The 18,153-nt window shown below is 65.9% G+C and carries 22 protein-coding genes; 8 read left to right on the plus strand and 14 right to left on the minus strand.

The window, feature by feature from the left end:
- Positions 1-3 precede the first annotated feature (3 nt).
- On the minus strand, positions 4-1,203 hold the full coding sequence (locus MCIT9_RS09035; protein WP_317704569.1) for an aminotransferase class I/II-fold pyridoxal phosphate-dependent enzyme: 1,200 nt from the start codon (positions 1,201-1,203) through the stop codon (positions 4-6).
- 117 nt (positions 1,204-1,320) lie between these two features.
- On the opposite strand from MCIT9_RS09035, the gene dksA reads away from it, so the two are divergent.
- The 3 genes from dksA to acs are packed head-to-tail and all read left to right on the plus strand — an operon-like array spanning position 1,321 to position 4,607.
- Complete coding sequence (gene dksA, locus MCIT9_RS09040; protein ID WP_317704570.1) at positions 1,321-1,749, plus strand: RNA polymerase-binding protein DksA; 429 nt, start codon at positions 1,321-1,323, stop codon at positions 1,747-1,749.
- A gap of 6 nt (positions 1,750-1,755) precedes the next feature.
- Positions 1,756-2,646 (plus strand): tRNA glutamyl-Q(34) synthetase GluQRS, encoded by an 891-nt coding sequence (gene gluQRS, locus MCIT9_RS09045; protein ID WP_317704571.1) that lies wholly within the window; start codon positions 1,756-1,758, stop codon positions 2,644-2,646.
- A 20-nt stretch (positions 2,647-2,666) separates the two neighbouring features.
- A complete protein-coding gene (gene acs, locus MCIT9_RS09050; RefSeq protein WP_317704572.1) occupies positions 2,667-4,607 on the plus strand; it encodes an acetate--CoA ligase in 1,941 nt (646 codons plus the stop codon).
- 67 nt (positions 4,608-4,674) lie between these two features.
- Here acs and MCIT9_RS09055 read toward each other — a convergent pair whose 3' ends face one another.
- A complete protein-coding gene (locus MCIT9_RS09055; protein WP_317704573.1) occupies positions 4,675-5,148 on the minus strand; it encodes a ferritin family protein in 474 nt (157 codons plus the stop codon).
- A 134-nt stretch (positions 5,149-5,282) separates the two neighbouring features.
- Between MCIT9_RS09055 and cysD the strand changes: the two genes are divergently transcribed.
- A complete protein-coding gene (cysD, locus tag MCIT9_RS09060) occupies positions 5,283-6,185 on the plus strand; it encodes a sulfate adenylyltransferase subunit CysD (RefSeq protein ID WP_317704574.1) in 903 nt (300 codons plus the stop codon).
- A 171-nt stretch (positions 6,186-6,356) separates the two neighbouring features.
- Positions 6,357-7,994 (plus strand): sulfate adenylyltransferase subunit CysN, encoded by a 1,638-nt coding sequence (gene cysN, locus MCIT9_RS09065; protein ID WP_317704575.1) that lies wholly within the window; start codon positions 6,357-6,359, stop codon positions 7,992-7,994.
- Here the strand turns inward: cysN and MCIT9_RS09070 are convergent.
- Complete coding sequence (locus MCIT9_RS09070; RefSeq protein WP_317704576.1) at positions 7,920-10,178, minus strand: DNA internalization-related competence protein ComEC/Rec2; 2,259 nt, start codon at positions 10,176-10,178, stop codon at positions 7,920-7,922. The two genes, cysN and MCIT9_RS09070, sit on opposite strands and share 75 nt — an antisense overlap.
- Positions 10,179-10,262: 84 nt before the next feature.
- Between MCIT9_RS09070 and MCIT9_RS09075 the strand changes: the two genes are divergently transcribed.
- The gene (locus tag MCIT9_RS09075; protein ID WP_317704577.1) at positions 10,263-10,793 is read left to right on the plus strand and encodes a DUF2062 domain-containing protein; all 531 of its coding nucleotides are present in this window, start codon (positions 10,263-10,265) and stop codon (positions 10,791-10,793) included.
- On the opposite strand, the gene lolD is transcribed toward MCIT9_RS09075, so the two are convergent.
- From lolD to fur, 3 genes are read right to left on the minus strand one after another with little or no spacing between them, the layout of a single operon-like run.
- Entirely contained in the window at positions 10,772-11,458 is a 687-nt protein-coding gene (gene lolD / locus MCIT9_RS09080) for a lipoprotein-releasing ABC transporter ATP-binding protein LolD (RefSeq protein WP_317704578.1), read from the minus strand. The two genes, MCIT9_RS09075 and lolD, sit on opposite strands and share 22 nt — an antisense overlap.
- Positions 11,451-12,698 (minus strand): lipoprotein-releasing ABC transporter permease subunit, encoded by a 1,248-nt coding sequence (locus MCIT9_RS09085; RefSeq protein WP_317704579.1) that lies wholly within the window; start codon positions 12,696-12,698, stop codon positions 11,451-11,453. Before MCIT9_RS09085 ends, lolD begins: the two co-directional genes overlap by 8 nt.
- Positions 12,698-13,117, minus strand: a complete 420-nt coding sequence (gene fur / locus MCIT9_RS09090; RefSeq protein WP_479724319.1) for a ferric iron uptake transcriptional regulator — start codon at positions 13,115-13,117, stop codon at positions 12,698-12,700. Before fur ends, MCIT9_RS09085 begins: the two co-directional genes overlap by 1 nt.
- 81 nt (positions 13,118-13,198) lie before the next feature.
- Between fur and MCIT9_RS09095 the strand changes: the two genes are divergently transcribed.
- Entirely contained in the window at positions 13,199-13,618 is a 420-nt protein-coding gene (locus tag MCIT9_RS09095; protein WP_317704581.1) for an outer membrane protein assembly factor BamE, read from the plus strand.
- Here MCIT9_RS09095 and MCIT9_RS09100 read toward each other — a convergent pair.
- Together MCIT9_RS09100 and MCIT9_RS09105 are read right to left on the minus strand one after the other, a co-directional pair.
- Positions 13,587-13,889 carry an RnfH family protein gene (locus MCIT9_RS09100; RefSeq protein WP_317704582.1) on the minus strand — a complete coding sequence of 101 codons (303 nt, stop codon included), beginning with the start codon at positions 13,887-13,889 and terminating at the stop codon, positions 13,587-13,589. The genes MCIT9_RS09095 and MCIT9_RS09100 overlap by 32 nt on opposite strands.
- A complete protein-coding gene (locus MCIT9_RS09105; protein ID WP_317704583.1) occupies positions 13,882-14,313 on the minus strand; it encodes a type II toxin-antitoxin system RatA family toxin in 432 nt (143 codons plus the stop codon). The genes MCIT9_RS09100 and MCIT9_RS09105 overlap by 8 nt, the downstream gene beginning before the upstream one ends.
- 59 nt (positions 14,314-14,372) lie before the next feature.
- On the opposite strand from MCIT9_RS09105, the gene smpB reads away from it, so the two are divergent.
- Complete coding sequence (gene smpB, locus MCIT9_RS09110; RefSeq protein WP_317704584.1) at positions 14,373-14,852, plus strand: SsrA-binding protein SmpB; 480 nt, start codon at positions 14,373-14,375, stop codon at positions 14,850-14,852.
- Between the two features lie 57 nt (positions 14,853-14,909).
- Here smpB and MCIT9_RS09115 read toward each other — a convergent pair whose 3' ends face one another.
- From MCIT9_RS09115 to MCIT9_RS09140, 6 genes are all read right to left on the minus strand, one after another.
- Complete coding sequence (locus MCIT9_RS09115) at positions 14,910-15,212, minus strand: heavy-metal-associated domain-containing protein (RefSeq protein ID WP_317704585.1); 303 nt, start codon at positions 15,210-15,212, stop codon at positions 14,910-14,912.
- A gap of 16 nt (positions 15,213-15,228) precedes the next feature.
- The gene (locus MCIT9_RS09120) at positions 15,229-15,609 is read right to left on the minus strand and encodes a mercuric transporter MerT family protein (protein WP_340681276.1); all 381 of its coding nucleotides are present in this window, start codon (positions 15,607-15,609) and stop codon (positions 15,229-15,231) included.
- A gap of 53 nt (positions 15,610-15,662) precedes the next feature.
- Positions 15,663-16,058, minus strand: a complete 396-nt coding sequence (locus MCIT9_RS09125; RefSeq protein ID WP_317704586.1) for a MerR family transcriptional regulator — start codon at positions 16,056-16,058, stop codon at positions 15,663-15,665.
- Positions 16,046-16,507 (minus strand): NUDIX domain-containing protein, encoded by a 462-nt coding sequence (locus MCIT9_RS09130; protein ID WP_317704587.1) that lies wholly within the window; start codon positions 16,505-16,507, stop codon positions 16,046-16,048. The genes MCIT9_RS09125 and MCIT9_RS09130 overlap by 13 nt, the downstream gene beginning before the upstream one ends.
- Positions 16,507-17,178 (minus strand): class I SAM-dependent methyltransferase, encoded by a 672-nt coding sequence (locus tag MCIT9_RS09135; protein WP_317704588.1) that lies wholly within the window; start codon positions 17,176-17,178, stop codon positions 16,507-16,509. The genes MCIT9_RS09130 and MCIT9_RS09135 overlap by 1 nt, the downstream gene beginning before the upstream one ends.
- A gap of 82 nt (positions 17,179-17,260) precedes the next feature.
- Positions 17,261-18,139 carry an HDOD domain-containing protein gene (locus tag MCIT9_RS09140; protein ID WP_317704589.1) on the minus strand — a complete coding sequence of 293 codons (879 nt, stop codon included), beginning with the start codon at positions 18,137-18,139 and terminating at the stop codon, positions 17,261-17,263.
- Positions 18,140-18,153: the final 14 nt, after the last annotated feature.

The raw sequence follows: 18,153 nt of genomic DNA on the forward strand, positions 1-18,153 counted from the left end.
ATATTAGCCAGGAAAATTAACCGATGAAAACTGTCCTCCGGATGCATCTCCCAGCAAGGCGGCCAGGCGGCGCACGCCCTCGGCCAGGCGGGCCTCGTCGGCCGTATAGGCGAAGCGCAGATACCGCGCCGCGCGGTGGCGGCCGAAGTCGCACCCCGGTGTCACCGCCACGCCCGCTTCGTCCAGCAGGGCGGAAGCGAGCTTCTCACTGTCTGCGGTGAAGGCGCTGCAGTCGGCATAGAGATAGAACGCCCCCTGGGGCGGGGAGGCGATCCGGAAGCCGAGCCCGGTCAAGGCCTGGTAAAGATAGCGGCCGCGGGCGGCGAAGATCTGGCGGCGGCGTTCCAGCTCCGCCCGGGTTTCCGGAACGAACGCCGCCAGGGCGGCACGCTGGGAGTGCATGGGGGCAGCGATGAAGAGATTCTGGGTCAGACGTTCCGCCGCCGCCTCCCAGCCGGGCGGGACGATCAGCCACCCCAGCCGCCAGCCGGTCATACCGAAGTATTTGGAGAAACTGTTGACCACCAGCACCCGGTCGCTCACTTCCAGGGCGGAGGTACAGCGGCAGCCGTACTCCAGGCCGTGGTAGATCTCGTCGGCCAGCAGGAAGCCGCCGCGCGCTTCCACCACCTCCCACAACGCCGCCAGACGCCCGGCGGGGATGACGCTGCCGGTGGGATTGCCGGGGGAGGTGATCCACACGCCGCGGGTGGCCGGGGACCAGGCGGCCGCCACCTGCGCTGCCTCGAGGTGGAAGTCGCTGTCCTCCCCCACCGCCAGCGGCCGCGGCCGCCCGCCTACCATCTGCACGAAATGGCGGTTGCAGGGATAGCCCGGATCGCTGACGAGCACCTCGTCACCGACGTCGAGGGCCAACTCCAAAGCCAGCAGACAGGCACCCGAAGCGCCGGGGGTCAGAAAGATCCGCCCGGGAGAGACCGCCACACCGTAGCGCTCATGATAGTAGGCCGCCAGCGCCTCCCGCAGCGGCATCAGACCGGCGGCGGTGGTATAGCGGACGTCCCCTTCGGCGAGGGCTGCCTGCCCGGCGGCGACGATGGGTGCGGGGGTGGGAAAATCCGGCTCGCCGATCTCCAGATGGACGATGTCGCGTCCCCGGGCTTCCAACTCCCTGGCCTTGGCCAGCAGTTCCATCACGTGGAAGGGGGAAATCCGCCCGGCGCGGCGTGCCTGTCGCAGCAAGGGAACTCTCCCGGGGTGCCCGCTTTCGAATAAGCGCCTATTATAGCCAAAAAAGATTGCGCCAACGCAAAGCATCTGCTATCAATTGGCGCCTTTCGAAATCCGAGGACCGACCCCATGGCGGAAACCAAGATCAGACCCTACAGCTTCGAACCTTACCAGCCCAAGGAAGGGGAGGAATACATGAGCCCGGAACAGCTCGAGCACTTCCGCAAGATCCTCATCGACTGGAAGACCGAGCTGATGAAGGAAGTGGACCGGACCCTGCACCACATGCAGGACGACGCCGCCAACTTCCCCGACCCCACCGACCGCGCCACCCAGGAATCGGAATTCAGCCTGGAGCTGCGCACCCGCGACCGCGAGCGCAAGCTCATCAAGAAGATCGACGAAGCCCTGGAGCGCATCGAGACCGGCGATTACGGCTATTGCGAAACCTGCGGGGTGGAGATCGGCCTGCGCCGCCTCGAGGCCCGACCCACCGCCACCCAGTGCATCGACTGCAAGACCCTGGACGAACTGCGGGAGAAACAACAGGGCGGCTGACCTTTCATGCAGGCGGCTTACCGCGGCCGTTTTGCCCCCGCCCCCACCGGGCCGCTTCACCTTGGCTCGCTGCTGACCGCGCTGGCAGGTTTCCTCCAGGCCCGCGCCCGCGGCGGGGAATGGCATGTCCGCATCGACGATCTCGACACCCCCCGCTGCCTGCCCGGAGCCGATAGCGAAATCCTGCGCACGCTGGAGCGTTTCGGCCTGCACTGGGACGGCCCGGTGGTCTATCAAAGCCAGCGGCTTGAACGCTACCAAGCCGCCCTGACGCAGCTGGAGCGCCGGGGATACCTCTACCGCTGCGTCTGCACCCGCAAGATCCTCAGGCAGGACGGCCCGGTATATCCCGGCCGCTGCCGCGGCCGCCAGATCCCATCCGATCAGCCCCATGCGCTGCGGGTCCGGGTTGACGACACCCCGGTGGTCTTCCACGACCTGCTCCAGGGGGAATTCCGCGTGCACCTGCCGCAGACCTGCGGCGACTTCATCGTCCGCCGCCGCGACGGCCTGCACGCCTATCAGCTGGCGGTGGTCATGGACGACGCGGATCTGGGAGTCACGGAAGTGCTGCGCGGTGCCGACCTGCTGGAAGCCACGCCGAGACAGATTTACCTGCAACCCCTGCTCGGCCTGCCCACCCCCGCCTACTGCCACATTCCGGTGCTGGTGGATACCCGGGGGCGCAAGCTCAGCAAGCAGAACGGCGCCCCGCCGGTCACGGCGGACCGGCCGGAAGCGGTCCTGTTGCAACTGCTCACCTGGCTGGGACAGGACCCGCCGGCAGCCCTCGGCGGCGCCCCGGTCGGGGAGCTGCTCGCCTGGGCCGTTTCCCACTGGCGCCCGCAGCATCTGCCAAAACGGCGCCGGCTGGCTATAATGCCCGCCATGCCTTGAAGAAACCGGGAGAACAACCCATGCCCCACGAGAAGGTCTACCCTGTCCCGCCGGAGATCGCCGCCCGCGCCCACATCGACGCGGAAGGCTACCGGACGCTGTACGCGCGCTCACTGCAGGAACCCGAGGCGTTCTGGGCCGAACAGGCGCAGCGCTTCATCACCTGGGAGCGACGCTGGGAGCGGGTCTGCGACTGGGATTTTCAGCGCGCCCACATCCGCTGGTTCGAGGGCGGGAGGCTCAACGCCTGCGTCAACTGCCTGGACCGCCATCTGGACAGCCGCGGCGACCAGACCGCGCTCATCTGGGAGAGCGACAATCCTGCGGTCAGCCAACGCTTCACTTACCGGGAACTGCACGCGCAGGTGTGCCGCCTCGCCAACGTGCTCAAAAACCAAGGCATCGGCAAAGGCGACCGGGTCTGCATCTACCTGCCCATGATCCCCGAGGCGGCGGTCGCCATGCTCGCCTGCGCCCGCATCGGCGCCATCCATTCGGTGGTGTTCGGCGGCTTTTCCGCCGAAGCCCTGCGCGACCGCATTCTCGATGCCGACTGCCGGCTGCTGATCACCGCCGACGAAGGGCTGCGGGGCGGCAAGCACGTCCCCCTTAAGGCCAACGCCGACCAGGCGCTCCGCGAATGTCCCGGCGTCCGCAGCGTTCTCGTGGTCCGCCGCAGCGGCGGGAAGATCGGCTGGACCGAGGGCCGCGACGTCTGGTACCACGAGGCGGTGGCCGCAGCGGCGGAGGACTGCCCCCCCGAAAGCATGGAAGCCGAAGACCCGCTGTTCATCCTCTACACCTCCGGCTCCACCGGCAAGCCCAAGGGCGTAGTGCACACCACCGGCGGCTACATGGTGTATGCCGCCATGACCCACCGCTACGTCTTCGACTATCACGATGGCGAAATCTACTGGTGCACCGCCGATGTCGGCTGGGTCACCGGGCACACCTATCTGGTCTACGGCCCCTTGGCCAACGGCGGCATCACCCTGATGTTCGAAGGGGTGCCCACCTGGCCGGAACCGGACCGCTTCTGGCAGGTGGTGGACAAGCACCAGGTCAACATCTTCTACACCGCCCCCACCGCCATCCGCGCCCTGATGCGTTTGGGGGACGACTACGTCAAACGCACCTCCCGGCGCAGCCTGCGGATTCTCGGCAGCGTGGGCGAACCCATCAATCCGGAAGCCTGGGAATGGTACTACCACGTGGTCGGCGAAGGACGCTGCCCCATCGTCGATACCTGGTGGCAGACCGAAACCGGCGGCCACATGATCACGCCCCTGCCGGGCGCCACCCCCCTGAAACCGGGGTCGGCGGCATGGCCCTTCTTCGGTGTGGAAGCGGTGATCCTCGACGACAAGGGCAAGGAAATCGAAGGCCCCGGTGAGGGCGTGCTGGCGATCAAACGCTCATGGCCGGCCCAGGCCCGCACCCTCTACGGCAATCATCAGCGCTTTCTGGAGACCTACTTCAAGCTCTATCCCGGCTATTACTTCACCGGCGACGGCGCCCGCCGCGACGAGGACGGCTATTTCTGGATCACCGGCCGGGTGGACGACGTCCTCAACGTCTCCGGCCACCGTCTGGGAACCGCGGAGATCGAAAGCGCCCTGGTGGAGCATCCGGCCGTGGCCGAGGCCGCCGTGGTGGGCTTCCCCCACGACGTCAAGGGCCAGGGAATCTACGCCTACGTCATTCTCAAGGAAGGCGTGCAGCCGGGCGAGGAACTGAAGCGGGAACTGAGCGAACAGGTTTCCCGCGACATCGGCCCCATCGCCAAGCCGGACGTGATCCAGTTCGCCCGCGACCTGCCCAAGACCCGCTCGGGCAAGATCATGCGGCGCATCCTGCGCAAAATCGCCGCCGGGCAGATCGACGATCTCGGCGACACCTCGACCCTGGCCGATCCCGGCGTGGTCGAGGAACTGATCCGCAACCGCATCCAGGCCGGATAAACAGGGACCGGAAAGGGCCTGCCAGCCCCCAAGGGCAAACAGGGCGGGGTTACCCGCCCTTGTCCCTTCAGATGCCCTCGAAACGCGCCAGATTCATGACGAAGCGGCGCTTTTCCGCATCCTCCAGCTGCACCAGGTTCTGCAGCACTTCCTGGACGTGCTCGTCGTCGATCTCGCTCAGGGCCTGTTTGTACAATTCAATGAGGGCGTCCTCGAACTCGAGCACCAGCTTGGCGATCTCCTCCACCGACATATTGGGGTGGATTTTCAGGTTCCGCAGTTTCTTCTCCAGTTCGGGGGTAGGGGGATAGGGCAGCCACAGGTTGAGGATGTGCTCCTGGGTCTCTTCCTCGAACTTCGCCAGGCTCTCGGCCAGATCGTCCTCGTGGCGCTTGAGATAGTCGAGCAGCAGCTTGAGCCGTTTGCTCTGCTCCTGGTCCTCAATGCGTTCGGCCAGCGCCTTCATTTCCTCGTGGAGGAACTTTCCGTACTCCAGCACATCCCTGACTTGTTCGAACTTGCGCAGTTTTTCTTCTTTCATCCATCCGCTCCTTAAGGCTTGAACCAAAAATCTGAACGCCACCTAAGATACACCCAGCCCCCGACAGAAATCCATCGCAAAATACCGGGCAGAAGCAGCTATAATTCATCAATTTGGAAAACGACTGTCCAGCCATGCGCGATTACAAGCTCTCCCATCTCAAGGAACTGGAAGCCGAAAGCATCCACATCATCCGGGAAGTGGCCGCCGAATTCGACAACCCGGTGATGCTCTACTCCATCGGCAAGGATTCCTCGGTCATGCTCCATCTGGCCAGAAAGGCCTTCTACCCCGGCAAACCGCCGTTCCCCCTGCTGCACGTGGACACCACCTGGAAGTTCCGGGAGATGTACCAGCTGCGCGACGAGGTGGCCAAGGAGTTCGACCTCATCGTCTACCACAACCCGGAAGCCGAGGCCCTGGGGATCAACCCCTTCGACCACGGCAGCAAGAAGCACACCGACCTGTGGAAGACCGAAGGGCTCAAGCAGGCCCTGGACAAATACGGCTTCGACGCCGCCTTCGGCGGGGCCCGGCGCGACGAGGAAAAGTCCCGCGCTAAGGAACGGGTCTACTCCTTCCGCGACCGCCACCACCGCTGGGATCCCAAGAACCAGCGCCCGGAGCTGTGGAACCTCTACAACGGCCGCCACAACAAGGGTGAGAGCATCCGCGTCTTCCCCCTCTCCAACTGGACCGAGCTGGACGTGTGGCTCTACATCTATCTGGAGAACATTCCCATCGTCCCCCTGTATTTCGCCAAGGAGCGGCCGGTGGTCGAGCGCGAGGACACCTGGATCATGGTGGACGACGAGCGGATGCGCCTGGAACCCGGGGAGGAACCGCAGATGAAAATGGTCCGCTTCCGCACCCTGGGCTGCTATCCCCTCACCGGCGCCATCGAATCCAGCGCCGCCACCCTGCCGGAGATCATCCAGGAAATGCTGCTGGCCAAAACCTCCGAGCGCCAGGGGCGGCTGATCGACCACGACCAGGCCGGCTCCATGGAAGACAAGAAACGGGAAGGTTACTTCTGATTAGGGTATATGTAAGGGTTTCGGGTATTCATCCAGGGGGCGTACTCGGCCTGGACGGCCGAGTACCGAGCGTCCAGGGATGGATTGACAGCGTCCCCCTGGACGAATACCCGGAACCCTGCCCCCTTGCGTGATTCCGATCAAGCAACACGAGATATCGAAGCATTGAACATGGCCACCGAATCCCTCATCGAAACCGACATCGAATCCTACCTGCGCCAGCACCAGGACAAGGAACTGCTGCGCTTCCTCACCTGCGGCAGCGTGGACGACGGCAAGAGCACCCTCATCGGCCGCCTCCTCCACGACACCCAGATGATCTACGAGGACCAGCTCAAAAGCCTGAAGAAAGACAGCGAGCGCATGGGCACCACCGGCGAGGAGCTGGATCTGGCCCTGCTGGTGGACGGCCTCCAGGCCGAGCGCGAACAGGGCATCACCATCGACGTGGCCTACCGTTACTTCTCCACCGACAAGCGCAAGTTCATCATCGCCGACACCCCCGGCCACGAGCAGTACACCCGCAACATGGCCACCGGCGCCTCCACCTGCGAGCTGGCGGTGATCCTCATCGACGCCCGCAAGGGGGTGCTGACCCAGACCCGGCGCCACAGCTTCATCGTCTCCCTGCTCGGAATCAAGCAAATCGTCGTCGCCATCAACAAGATGGACCTGATGGGCTGGGATCAAAAGGTCTTCGACCGCATCCGCGCCGACTACCTCAAGCTGGCCGAGCGCCTCGAGCTCTCCGACGTCCGCTTCATCCCGGTCTCGGCCCTCAAGGGCGACAACGTGGTCAATCCCAGCGCCAACATGCCCTGGTACACCGGCCCCACCCTGCTGGAGGTGCTGGAAACGGTCGAGATCGCCAGGGACCGCAACCTCGAGGACTTTCGCTTTCCGGTCCAGTACGTCAACCGCCCCCATCCGGATTTCCGCGGTTTCAGCGGCACCCTCGCCGGGGGCATCGTCCACCCCGGCGACGAGATCACCGTGCTGCCCTCGGGGCAGAAAAGCAAGGTCAAGGAAATCGTCACCTACGACGGCAATCTGGATGAGGCCTTCCCGCCGATGGCCGTCACCCTTACCCTGGAAGACGAAATCGACGTCAGCCGCGGCGACATGATCGTCCACGCGGACAACTTGCCCCACGTGGCCGACCGTTGCCGCGCCCACATCGTCTGGATGGCGGAAAAACCCTTGGTGCCCGGCCGGCAGTATTACATCAAGCAGACGACCCGCACCGTCACCGGCTCGGTGTCGCGCATCCTCCACCGCACCGACGTCAACACCCTGGAGGAAGCCCCGGCCGAGCAGCTGGCCATGAACGAGATCGGCCTGTGCGAGCTGGCCTTCAACGCCCCCCTGGCGTTCGACCCCTACGAACGCTGCAAGGGCACCGGCGCCTTCATCCTCATCGACCGCCTCACCAACGTCACCGTCGGCGCCGGCATGATCACCGGTCTGTCCGAGGACGAAACCCTGCAGCGGCCGGTTACGCCCGAGGAGCGCGCCATCCGCTTCGGCCAGCAGCCTGCCGTCGTCGCCCTCACCGGCAGCCACGCCCGGGAGCTGGCCTATCAGCTGGAGCGGCGCCTGTTCGACACCGGCCACGCCGCCACCGTCCTCGATGCCGAACAGTTGCCGGAGATCTCCACCACCATCGCCAAGGCCCTGACCCACGCCGGCCTCATCGTCCTGTGGCCGCAGCCGCAGACCGTCCCGGAAGGGGCCCTAACGCTGGATGCCGACCGGCTCGACCTGAACCAGGCGCTCAAGGCGCTCAAGGAGACCGGCATCGTCGCTTAGATCGCCGCCCCGCCAGGTGCGGACCCGGAACCCCCGCCCCAGCCGCACCTGGATCGCACCACTCTCGGCGGTGTTGAGCACTTTGGCCCCAAGCGCGCGGTAACGGGCCACCACCTCGGGATGGGGGAAACCGAAACGGTTGCGGTGGCCGCTGGAGACGAGGACATAGTCCGGGGAGACGGCGCGGAGGAAGGCCGGGCTGGAAGAGGTTCGGCTGCCGTGATGGGGGGCGACCAGCACCCGGGCCTTCAGTTCTCCGCCCGTCTGCGCCAACAGCGCCGCCTCTCCGGCCCGTTCCAGATCCCCCGGCAGCAACACCGCCCCCGCGGCAGTAGCGATCCGCAGCACACAGGAACGGTCGTTCTCCCCCAAGGGAGCGTCCACCGGCCACAGCATCTCGAAATCCACTCCGTCCCACCGCCATGCCTGTCCCCGACGGCAGGGCACCTCCGCCAGCGCCGCAGCGCTGCTCCATACCGGCGCCGGGAAGCGCCCGCGCAGGCCGGCCAGGCCGCCGCTGTGGTCGCGGTCGGCGTGGCTGATGACGATGCGGTCGAGGCGGTTCCAGCCGCGATGGCGCAGATAGGCGGCGACGATGTCGCGGCCGGCGTCGAAACGGGGACTGAAACGGGGGCCGGTGTCGTACACCAGCACGTGGGAAGCGGTCTCCGCCACCACCGCCAGTCCCTGCCCCACCTCCAGCACCGTCACCCGGACCTCACCGGCAGGCGGACGCGGCAGCGACGGCCACAGCAGGGGCAGCCACAACAGCGCGCCCAGCCAGCGCCCCGGCATCCCCCTCGGCACCAGCAGCCAGAGCGTCCCCAACAGCGCCGCCGCAACCGCCACCAGGCCGGGCGCAGGACCGTGCCAGACCCCGGCGCCGATCTCGGCCAGGCGGGCCAACCCTTCGAACAGGGCCGCCAGCAGGCGGGCCGCCCCCTGCCACGCCGCTGCCGCCAGGTCCGGCATCAGGAAATGGAGGGCGCAACCGGCCAGTACCAGCGGCACCACGACCAGCCCCACCAGGGGCACGGCGATGAAGTTGGCCAGCGGGGCCAACCCGCCGACCTGTCCGAACAGCCACAGACCGACGGGCGCCAGTCCCGGCAGCAGAGCGAGCTGCACCTTCAGGAGCGATTGCCAGCGCGGCAGCGGCCGGCGCCGCCCCTGCAGCGCATAGAGAATCCAGGCCACGGCGCCGAAGGACAGCCAGAAACCACCCTGCAGCGGCGCCCGGGGGTCGAGGAGGCAGACCCCCAGCAGCGCCAGGTCCAGCCCCCGCCAGGGCGACACCGCCCGGCGCCAGCGCCAGGCCAGCAGCGCCACCGTAAGCATCAGCAGCGCCCGCCGGGTGGGGAGGCTGAAACCGGCCAGGGCGGCATAACCGAGGGCGCCGCTCCAGGCCAGCCAGGCCCCCACGGCATCGGCGTCAATCCGCGCCGATCCCCGCCACAGCCACAGACGCCGCCCCAGCCCCAGCAGCAGACCGGCGATCAATCCTACGTGCAGGCCGGAGATCGCCACCAGATGGGCCGTGCCGGTGGCCCGCAGCATCCGCCATTCCTCTTCGCCGATGCCGTCCCGCCGCCCCAGCGCCAGGGCGGCGACGATGCCGCCGTGGGGGACGCCGCGGACCGCCTGGTCGATCGCCTGTGCCAACCGCACCCGCAGGGCGTCGATGCCGGCGGCCGGCGCCAACAGCCGGTTCTGCCGCGATTTGCGCACGTAGCCGGTGGCACCGATGCCGCGTGCGAACAACCAGCGGCCGTAATCGAAGCCGCCGGGGTTGGCGAACCCCCGCGGCGGCTTCAGGCGCACCTTCAGCCGCCAGCGCTGGCCGGGATGGAGCGGCGGACCGCCGTACCAGCTCAGCCGCAGACGGGCGGGCAGGGTCGCTGGGCTTTCCACCTTGAAATCGAAACGCTGCCCGTGGGGCAGACGGCGGGGAAAGTCCATCACCCTGCCCTGCACCAGGAAATCGCGTCCTTCCAGGGCCTGCGGCAGCGGCGCCCACCCCCACAGGGCCAGACAGTACCAAAGGCAACCGCCGACGAACCAGCCGCCCCGGATCCCGCCCAGCAGCAGCGCCGCCGCCACCACAACGGCAAGCCCCGGTCCCGGCCCGAAAACGAGCGCCGCCAGGCTCCCCAGCAGAAAGGCCAGTCCGGCTTGGTCGCACACGCCTTCAAGCTTAGGCGAAAATTGCTAGAATGGACACGTCGCCGGTGAAAATCCCATCCCACAATCCGCATTCAGAACCTGCCCATGCCCAAGAAACTGATACAGCGCTTCATGCCGGAACACCACGTCATCAAGGAACACAAGCACCTGCAGTTCCTGGGTGAACATCTGCACAACCCCAACCTCTGGCACCTCAACCGCAAATCCGCCGCGCTGGCCTTCGCCGTCGGCTTTTTCTACATGTATCTGCCGATCCCGGGCCAGATGATCGTCGCCGCGGTGCTGGCGCTGTTGGTGGGCGCCAATCTGCCGCTGTCGGTGGTGCTGGTCTGGATCACCAACCCGGTGACGATGCCGCCGATGTTCTACGCCGCCTACAAGCTCGGCTCCTGGGTGCTGGGCGTGAAAAACGCAATCAGTCCCGATGTCTTCACCCTGGGCGGCGCGCTGAGCGAACTGGGCGACATCTTGTGGCCGCTGCTGCTGGGCAGCCTGATTCTGGGGGTCACCCTCGCGGTGATCGGCTATTTCGGCATCCTGTGGCTGTGGCGCTTCATGACCATCCGCCGCTGGCGCAAACGCCGGCGCGAGCGTCAGGCCCGCGGGGCTTCCTGAAGCCGGCCGTCTTCCAGATACAGCACCCGGTCCATGCGCTCGGCAAGGCCCGGATCGTGGGTGACGACGACAAAGCTGATCCCGAACTCGGCGTTCAGGGCCAGCATCAGCTGATAGACCCGCTCGGCGGTGCGGCGGTCCAGGTTGCCGGTGGGCTCGTCGGCGAGCACGCAGCGGGGCCGGGTCACCAGGGCCCGGGCCACGGCGGCGCGCTGACGCTCGCCGCCGGACAGTTCCCCGGGTTTGTGGGCCAGGCGGGCTTCGAGGCCGACCTTCTCCAGCATCTCCTTGGCCCGGCTGCGGGCTTCCTTCACCGCCCGGCCGCCGATCAGCAGCGGCATCGCCACGTTCTCGAGCACGGTGAATTCCGGCAGCAGGTGATGGAACTGGTAGACGAACCCCAGGGTGCGGTTGCGCAGGCGGCTCAAGGCGGCCTCGTCGAGTTGGCCGATGTCCCGCCCCTCCCAACAGATCCTGCCGCCGCTGGGCGCCTCCAGCCCGCCGAGCAGATGCAGCAGGGTGCTTTTGCCGGAGCCGGAGGCCCCCATCACCGCGACCCGCTCGCCGGCGGCGACGCTGAAATCGATCCCCCGCAGGACCTCGACCGTCAGCTCCCCTTCCCGGAAAACCTTGGTCAGCCCCCGGCAGGCCAGCACCTCACTCATAACGCAGCTCCTCGGCGGGTTTGACCTTGGCGGCCTGCCAGGACGGATACAGGGTCGCCAGCAAGGTCAGGCCGAAGGCCATCGCCGCGATCTGCCAGACGTCGTCCCAGTGCAGCTCCGAAGGCAGTTCGCTGATGTAATAGACGTCGGCCGCCAGAAAGTGGATGCCGAAGAGGCGCTCGATGGCCGGGACGATGGTTTCCACGTTCAGCGCCAGCGCGACCCCGCCGGCGACCCCGGCCAGGGTGCCCACCAGGCCGATGATCGCCCCCAGCAGCATGAACACCGCCATCACCCCGCCCGGCGTCATCCCCTGGGTGCGGAGAATGGCGATGTCGGCGCGCTTGTCGGTGACCACCATCACCAGAGTGGAGACGATGTTAAAGGCCGCCACCGCCACGATCAGCATGAGGATGATGAACATCACCCGCTTCTCCATCTGCACCGCCCGAAAGAAGTTACTGTGCAGCCGCGTCCAGTCGGTGACGAAATAGCCCGGTCCCAGAGATTCGTTCAGATCGGCGGCGATGCGGGGGGCGAGGAACAGATCGTCGAGCTTGAGGCGCAGACCGGAAACGGCCCTTCCCAAGCGCAGCAAGCGGGCGGCGTCTTCCAGGTGCACCAGGGCCATGTTGCGGTCGTATTCGTACATGCCCACATCGAAGACGCCGACCACGGTGAAACGCTTGAGGCGCGGCAGGATGCCCGCCGGCGTGGTGGTCATCTGCGGCGTGATGACGGTGACCTTGTCGCCGATCCAGACCCCCAGGTAGTGGGCCAGCTCCGATCCCAGGACGATGCCGAAACGGCCGGGCTCGAGCCCTCCGAGGCTGCCGGCGACGAGCTTGTCCACCACCGCCGACACCTGCCCCTCCCGCTGCGGCAGAATCCCGCGCAGCATGCCGCCGGAAGCCCGCCGCCCGGCGCTCACCATCACCTGGGCTTCGACGTAGGGCGCACTGCCGACGATGTGGGGCCGGCCTTCGAGGCGGGCGACCAGGGACCGCCAGTCGGACAGTTTCCCGTCGTAACCGGTAATGGTGACGTGGGACGTCATCCCCAGAATGCGCTCGCGCAGCTCCGACTGAAAGCCGTTCATCACCGACAGTACCGTGATCAGCGCCGTCACCCCGAGGGCGATCCCCAGAATGGAGGTCAGGGTGATGAAGGAAATGAAGTGGGTGCGTTTCTTCGCCCGGGTGTAACGCAGGGCGAGAAACAGAACCAGGGGTCTGAACATCAGGCGTCCTTTCGACAGGCGGGGCAGATGCCGTAGAGAATCAGGCTGTGGTCCTGGAGCGCGTAGCCCAGTTTTTCTGCGATCCGGCGCTGGCGGGCTTCGATTTCCTCGTCGGTGAATTCGTCGATCCGGCCGCAGTGCAGGCACACCAGATGATCGTGATGCCCGCCGCGGTTGAGCTCGAAGACCGAATTGCCGCCCTCGAAGTGATGCCGGCGCACCAGACCTGCGGCCTCGAACTGGGTCAATACCCGGTAAACGGTGGCCAGTCCGATCTTCTCCCCCTCGTCGATAAGAATCCGGTAAACGTCCTCGGCGCTGAGATGGCGGGCGCCCTGCTGGAGCTCGAGGATTTCGAGGATTTTCATGCGCGGCAGGGTCACCTTCAGGCCGGCATTGCGCAGATCTTGGGATTCCACGGTACTCCTGTCGATTCGGGATTCGCCGCTGGACGGCGGTTCAGGTATCATGGCCGGCCTGTGGAAAGGCTGCCTTGGCACATGATGAAAAAACATCTCATTATTATCGCCTGTTTGGCAACCCAGGTCACCGGTTGCGTTTACAAAATCGACGTGCAGCAGGGAAACATCGTCACCCAGAAGCAGGTCGACCAGCTGCGTCCGGGCATGACCCCCAACCAGGTCCGCTACGTCCTCGGCAGTCCCCTGCTGGACGATGTCTTCTTTCCCCAGCGCTGGGACTACGTCTACAGCTTCCGCAAAGGCGGCGGGGCGATGGCGCTGCAACGCCTGACGGTGTTTTTCAAGGACCAGCGCCTCGCAGGCCTGCAGGGCGATTTCCGTCCCCACCCCAGCAAGGGACTGGCCAAACCGGAGATCGTTACCGTGGAGGTGCCGCCGCGGCAGCGCCGGCGGGGCATCTTCGAGATCATCGGCGACTTCTTCCGCCACCTGCTCTAGGCTGCCGCGCCCGCAGGCGCCGGGCCTCCTTGGGGTCGCCCCGCAGCGGCCGGTAGATCTCCACCCGTTCTCCCGCCTTCAGCACCCGGTCCAGCCCGCAGATCCGGCCGAAAACGCCGACCGCCTGGCGCTCCAGGTCGATCTCGGGGAAGCGGGCCGTCAGGCCGCAGGCTTCGATCGCTTCGGCCACTGTCATCCTCTCGCGCCAGGGCAGACGGCGCACCACCTGGATCTCCGGCAGGGCGTAGACCACTTCGACCCAGTCAGCCATAGCGCTGTCTGGCCCGTTGGGTGAAGGCCCCCACCAGGGTCTCGCAGATCTGATTGAACACCGCGCCGAAGGCCAGCGCCCCCAGGCGCGAATTCATCTCGAAGCTCAGTTCTAGGCTGATCTTGCTGGCATCCTCGCTCAGCGGCTGGAACCGCCACATTCCCTCCAGATGACTGAAGGGGCCGTGCAGCAGGGTCATGCGGATCTCCCGTCCGGGCACGTTGACGTTGCGGGTGGCGAAAGACTGCTGGAAGGCGCCGCGGGAGATTTCCAGCTCCGCCTCCACTACATCGCCTTCGCGGCGGAGGATGCGGCTGCGGCGGCACCAGGGCAGAAATTCGGGATAGGCTTCGATGTCGTCCACCAGCTCGAACATCTTCATGGCCGGATAGCGGACCAGGGCACTGCGGTGAATGGTCTTCATGATTCCGGATCGGCAAAATTCAGCGCTTGCAAGCCAAATTCGGATAAAATAGCAAAATTATGGCCAGCAAGAAAAAAAACAAGGATTCCGGCAACGTCATCGCCCTCAACCGGCGCGCGCGGCACGACTATTTCATCGAGGAAACCTACGAGGCCGGATTGGCCCTGGAGGGCTGGGAGGTCAAGAGCCTGCGCGCCGGCCGCGCCAGCCTGGCGGAAAGCTACGTCCTCATCAAGGACGGCGAGGCCTGGCTGTTCGGCGCTCACATCACCCCGCTGCCCTCGGCCTCGACCCACGTGCAGGCGGATCCCACCCGCACCCGCAAGCTGTTGCTGCACAAGCAGGAGCTGCACAAGCTCATCGGCCTGGTGGAACGGCGCGGCTACACGCTGGTGCCGCTGAAGCTGTACTGGAAAAAGAATCTGGTCAAGCTGGAAATCGGCCTCGCCAAGGGCAAGAAGCTTTACGACAAGCGCGCCGTCGAGCGCGAACGCGACTGGCAGCGGGAGAAGCAGCGCCTCGTCAAGCAGACTCGGTGACGGCCAACTCTTCCCGAGCGCGGATGGCGGTCATGCGTGTCCAGCCAAAAGCAACGCCTACCGCTTCACCACCGCCGGATAGCCGGCATCGCTGACCGCCCGGGCCAGCTGCTGCGGCGACACCTTGGCCGGGTCGAATATCACCTCCGCGGTTCCCGGTGCCATGTCCACCTTGGCAGACTGCACCCCTTCCACCTGCTTGAGGGCGTTCTCCACCGTGTATTTGCACATGGCGCAGCTCATGTTCTTCACCGTCAGGGTCACCTGCTGCAGCGAGCGGGCGGCGTCCGGCGCTGCAGCCGCAGGAGAAGGCTGGCCCCATCCCAGAGCCAGAATTGCTACCAGAATCGCACCTCGCAAAATCGCTTCACCTCAATCAGTCGAGAAACCAAGGGGCATACCAGGGAAAGGCGATCAGGGCCAGGATCGCCACGCTCAGGATCCAGAAGATCCAGCGCTGCCGCCGCCGAACCTGCGCCGAAGCACAGGCGGCCCCTTCCCCGCAGGGTTGCAGATAGAGCCTGTAAAAGGCGCCGCCGAGCAGCACCAGGGTCAGGACAATGAACAACGGCCGGTAAGGCGACAGCGCCACCAGGGAACTCATCCAACTGCCTCCCACGCCCAGCAGCACCAGGACAAACGGCCCCACGCAGCAAAGGGAGGCGCCTACGGCCGCCAGCACCGCGCCGACGCCGAACCATTTGGGTGCAGCGGTCTTCTCCGCATCGGTCGTTCCGGTTTGCATCTCGGTCGCCATCTCGTCTCCTCCGTCGGGAAAGTTTCATCCTACGCCCGGAGCGGGCTACGGAGTCAAGCCTCGTCCTCCAGCAAACGCCGCAACAGCTCGCAGCCGGAAGTCGGTTGCTGCCGACAGGTGTCAATCGCCTCGGCCAGCAGCGTCCGCAGCCGCTCCAGCCCCGCCAGCTTGGCCTCCACCTGGGCCAGCTTTTGCTCCGCCACTTGTTGGACCTGACGGCAGTCGGCCTGTTCCAGGCGGAGCAGTTCGCCGATTTCCCGCAGGCTGAAACCCATGCGCTGGGCCCGCTTGATGAAGTGCAGGCGCTGCAAGTCCGCCTCCCGGTAACGGCGGAAGCCGGACGGGGGCTTGTCCGGGACGGGCAGCAGTCCCAGGCGCTGATAATAACGGATGGTTTCCACGTGAACGCCGGCGCGACGCGCCAGCGCGCCGATGGTCAGAGCGGCCATCGCTCCCAGCCGTCGGGACGCAGCGGCGCCGGCCGGCCGCTTGCGCGGAAACGGCGGTAGTCAGCCAGCACCCCGGCATGGTCGAAGGCCAGCGGCCGGGGCGGCCGCTCGGGATCGACCACGGCCACCGTGCGGGCATCGTCGGCCGCCTGCGGCGTGCCGGCGGCCTCGCCGACGTAGACCACGGTCACGGTATGGCCGCGGGGATCACGGCGGGGATCGGAATACACCCCGAGCAACGCCAACAGCCGCACCGTCAGGCCGGTCTCCTCGGCCATCTCCCGCACAGCCGCCCGCTCCACGGTTTCACCGATCTCGACAAAACCGCCCGGGATAGCCCACCCTGCCGGCGGATACTTGCGCTCTATGAGGACGATCGGCCGCCCTGGGCGGTCGGCCAGCTCGATGATCACGTCGGCGGCGAGCAGGGGCGTGTGCGGCCTTGGCATCAGGCGCTACCGCGGGGTTTGACCTCGATCAGGCGGAAGGTCGCATTGCGCATCCGCCCGAGCACCACGTTATCGACCACCTCGGCGCCGGCCGCTTCGGCGACCCGGCGGAAATCATCCCAATAGGTGACCTGGCCGAAATGGATGGTGGTCACCTTGTGCAGCATCGGTTTGATCTTTTCCGCCAGCGGCGAACGCCGCTCGTGGAAGGTCTGGGTGAAATAGACCCGCCCTTCCGGTTTGAGCAGGGAAAGCACGTGCGCGAGCGCGGTGACCGGATCCGGCAGCAGCATGAAGCTGCCGCTGAAGTAGACCGCATCGTAGGGGCCGCCCTGGTGATCGTAAACCGACTCCAGCCGCACTTCGACCTGCTCGCTCAGACCGGCGCGCTCGAGGGCCTGGCGGCAGCGGGTCACGTAGTCCGGGTCGATATCGATACCGAGGATTTGCAATGCCTTGCGGCGGATCAGCGCGGCGTTGGCCGCCACTGCCCCGCCGGTGCCGATACCGACGTCGAGCACCACCGCCCCGGCCGGCAGCCGTTCCAGGACCGCCCGGTACCAGTCAATGGTCAGCTTGGCGAACGTGTGATCGTAAATCAAACCGCGCAGATGGCTGACGAGGGAACGACGCGGCATGCGGGCTTCGGCTTGCTGGGTATTGGCGTTCATGGCCTTTTCTCATTATCGTTATGGTTATGCATCCGTCGAAGTATACTGGTTCCGGCGCGGCGGCAAAACCTTCAGGGCCGGTTCAGCTTCCCAGCAGTAGCTTGAAAACCTGGTCGAACTGTTCGTCCGCCTGGGCTTGCGCCTGTTCCAGAGCCGTATCGGAAAGCGCCGCCAAGGCGAGCCATTCTTTATAACTTTGAGGGAGTTTCTCGATGCCCAGACCCAATACCCTGTTCCGGCTCAGGACCAGGGACGCGGTGACGATGGCGGTCTGCTCCCGGAAGTCCTCCGCCTCCTCAGGACGTCCATGCCAGGCCAGGGTGGTGACGATCACCTGGGGCAGTTGCCAGCGCCGCGCCAGTTCTGCGGCCAGCTGATAATGGTCGAAGCCATAGGTCCGGCGCTCTGCCTCGGTTTCGTCGAACGCGCCGCCTTCGAACAGCAGCAACGCGGCCCGGGCCAGTTCGGGAATCTTGGCATAGATCACCAGACGGCCGATCTCGTGCAGCAGTCCACAGACGAACAGCAGCTCAGGATCCGGTTCCATCCTGCTGTGACGCCCCAGTTCCCGCGCCAGCAGGGCGCCCCAGACGCTCATGCGCCAGAAAACCCGCATCTTCATCAGCGGATTGGCGTAGCGGCCGAAACGCTCGATGACGGTGGTCGCCAGCACCAACTGGCGCAACTCCTCCATGCCGATGAGGGAAATGGCGTGGGCGATGGAAACGATCTGCCGCGGAAACCCGTAGAAGGCACTGTTGACCAGGCGCAGCAGCCTGGCGCTCACGCCGGGATCGTGTTCGATCACCTGCTCGGCGTCCCGTACCGTCTTGCGGGGATCCTCGATGATCTGGCAGAGTTTGCGGTAGATCTCCGGCGGCGAGGCCAGTTGCACGTCCCCGCGAAGCAGGCTGTCGATGTCGAGATCCGCCTTCCAGGGATTCGGTGGCGTATGATTCATGCTTTCACCCGGTC

The organism is Methylomarinovum caldicuralii, from assembly GCF_033126985.1.
GTDB classification, from domain to species: Bacteria; Pseudomonadota; Gammaproteobacteria; order Methylococcales; family Methylothermaceae; genus Methylohalobius; species Methylohalobius caldicuralii.

What these genes read in the sequence shown, in the direction of transcription:
- dksA (WP_317704570.1), top strand. Translation starts at nt 1,321, where the DNA reads ATGGCGGAAACCAAGATCAGACCCTACAGCTTCGAACCTTACCAGCCC.
- gluQRS (WP_317704571.1), top strand. Translation starts at nt 1,756, where the DNA reads ATGCAGGCGGCTTACCGCGGCCGTTTTGCCCCCGCCCCCACCGGGCCG.
- acs (WP_317704572.1), top strand. Translation starts at nt 2,667, where the DNA reads ATGCCCCACGAGAAGGTCTACCCTGTCCCGCCGGAGATCGCCGCCCGC.
- MCIT9_RS09055 (WP_317704573.1), bottom strand. Translation starts at nt 5,148, where the DNA reads ATGAAAGAAGAAAAACTGCGCAAGTTCGAACAAGTCAGGGATGTGCTG.
- cysD (WP_317704574.1), top strand. Translation starts at nt 5,283, where the DNA reads ATGCGCGATTACAAGCTCTCCCATCTCAAGGAACTGGAAGCCGAAAGC.
- cysN (WP_317704575.1), top strand. Translation starts at nt 6,357, where the DNA reads ATGGCCACCGAATCCCTCATCGAAACCGACATCGAATCCTACCTGCGC.
- MCIT9_RS09075 (WP_317704577.1), top strand. Translation starts at nt 10,263, where the DNA reads ATGCCCAAGAAACTGATACAGCGCTTCATGCCGGAACACCACGTCATC.
- lolD (WP_317704578.1), bottom strand. Translation starts at nt 11,458, where the DNA reads ATGAGTGAGGTGCTGGCCTGCCGGGGGCTGACCAAGGTTTTCCGGGAA.
- MCIT9_RS09085 (WP_317704579.1), bottom strand. Translation starts at nt 12,698, where the DNA reads ATGTTCAGACCCCTGGTTCTGTTTCTCGCCCTGCGTTACACCCGGGCG.
- MCIT9_RS09095 (WP_317704581.1), top strand. Translation starts at nt 13,199, where the DNA reads ATGATGAAAAAACATCTCATTATTATCGCCTGTTTGGCAACCCAGGTC.
- MCIT9_RS09100 (WP_317704582.1), bottom strand. Translation starts at nt 13,889, where the DNA reads ATGGCTGACTGGGTCGAAGTGGTCTACGCCCTGCCGGAGATCCAGGTG.
- MCIT9_RS09105 (WP_317704583.1), bottom strand. Translation starts at nt 14,313, where the DNA reads ATGAAGACCATTCACCGCAGTGCCCTGGTCCGCTATCCGGCCATGAAG.
- smpB (WP_317704584.1), top strand. Translation starts at nt 14,373, where the DNA reads ATGGCCAGCAAGAAAAAAAACAAGGATTCCGGCAACGTCATCGCCCTC.
- MCIT9_RS09120 (WP_340681276.1), bottom strand. Translation starts at nt 15,609, where the DNA reads ATGGCGACCGAGATGCAAACCGGAACGACCGATGCGGAGAAGACCGCT.
- MCIT9_RS09125 (WP_317704586.1), bottom strand. Translation starts at nt 16,058, where the DNA reads ATGGCCGCTCTGACCATCGGCGCGCTGGCGCGTCGCGCCGGCGTTCAC.
- MCIT9_RS09130 (WP_317704587.1), bottom strand. Translation starts at nt 16,507, where the DNA reads ATGCCAAGGCCGCACACGCCCCTGCTCGCCGCCGACGTGATCATCGAG.
- MCIT9_RS09135 (WP_317704588.1), bottom strand. Translation starts at nt 17,178, where the DNA reads ATGAACGCCAATACCCAGCAAGCCGAAGCCCGCATGCCGCGTCGTTCC.
- MCIT9_RS09140 (WP_317704589.1), bottom strand. Translation starts at nt 18,139, where the DNA reads ATGAATCATACGCCACCGAATCCCTGGAAGGCGGATCTCGACATCGAC.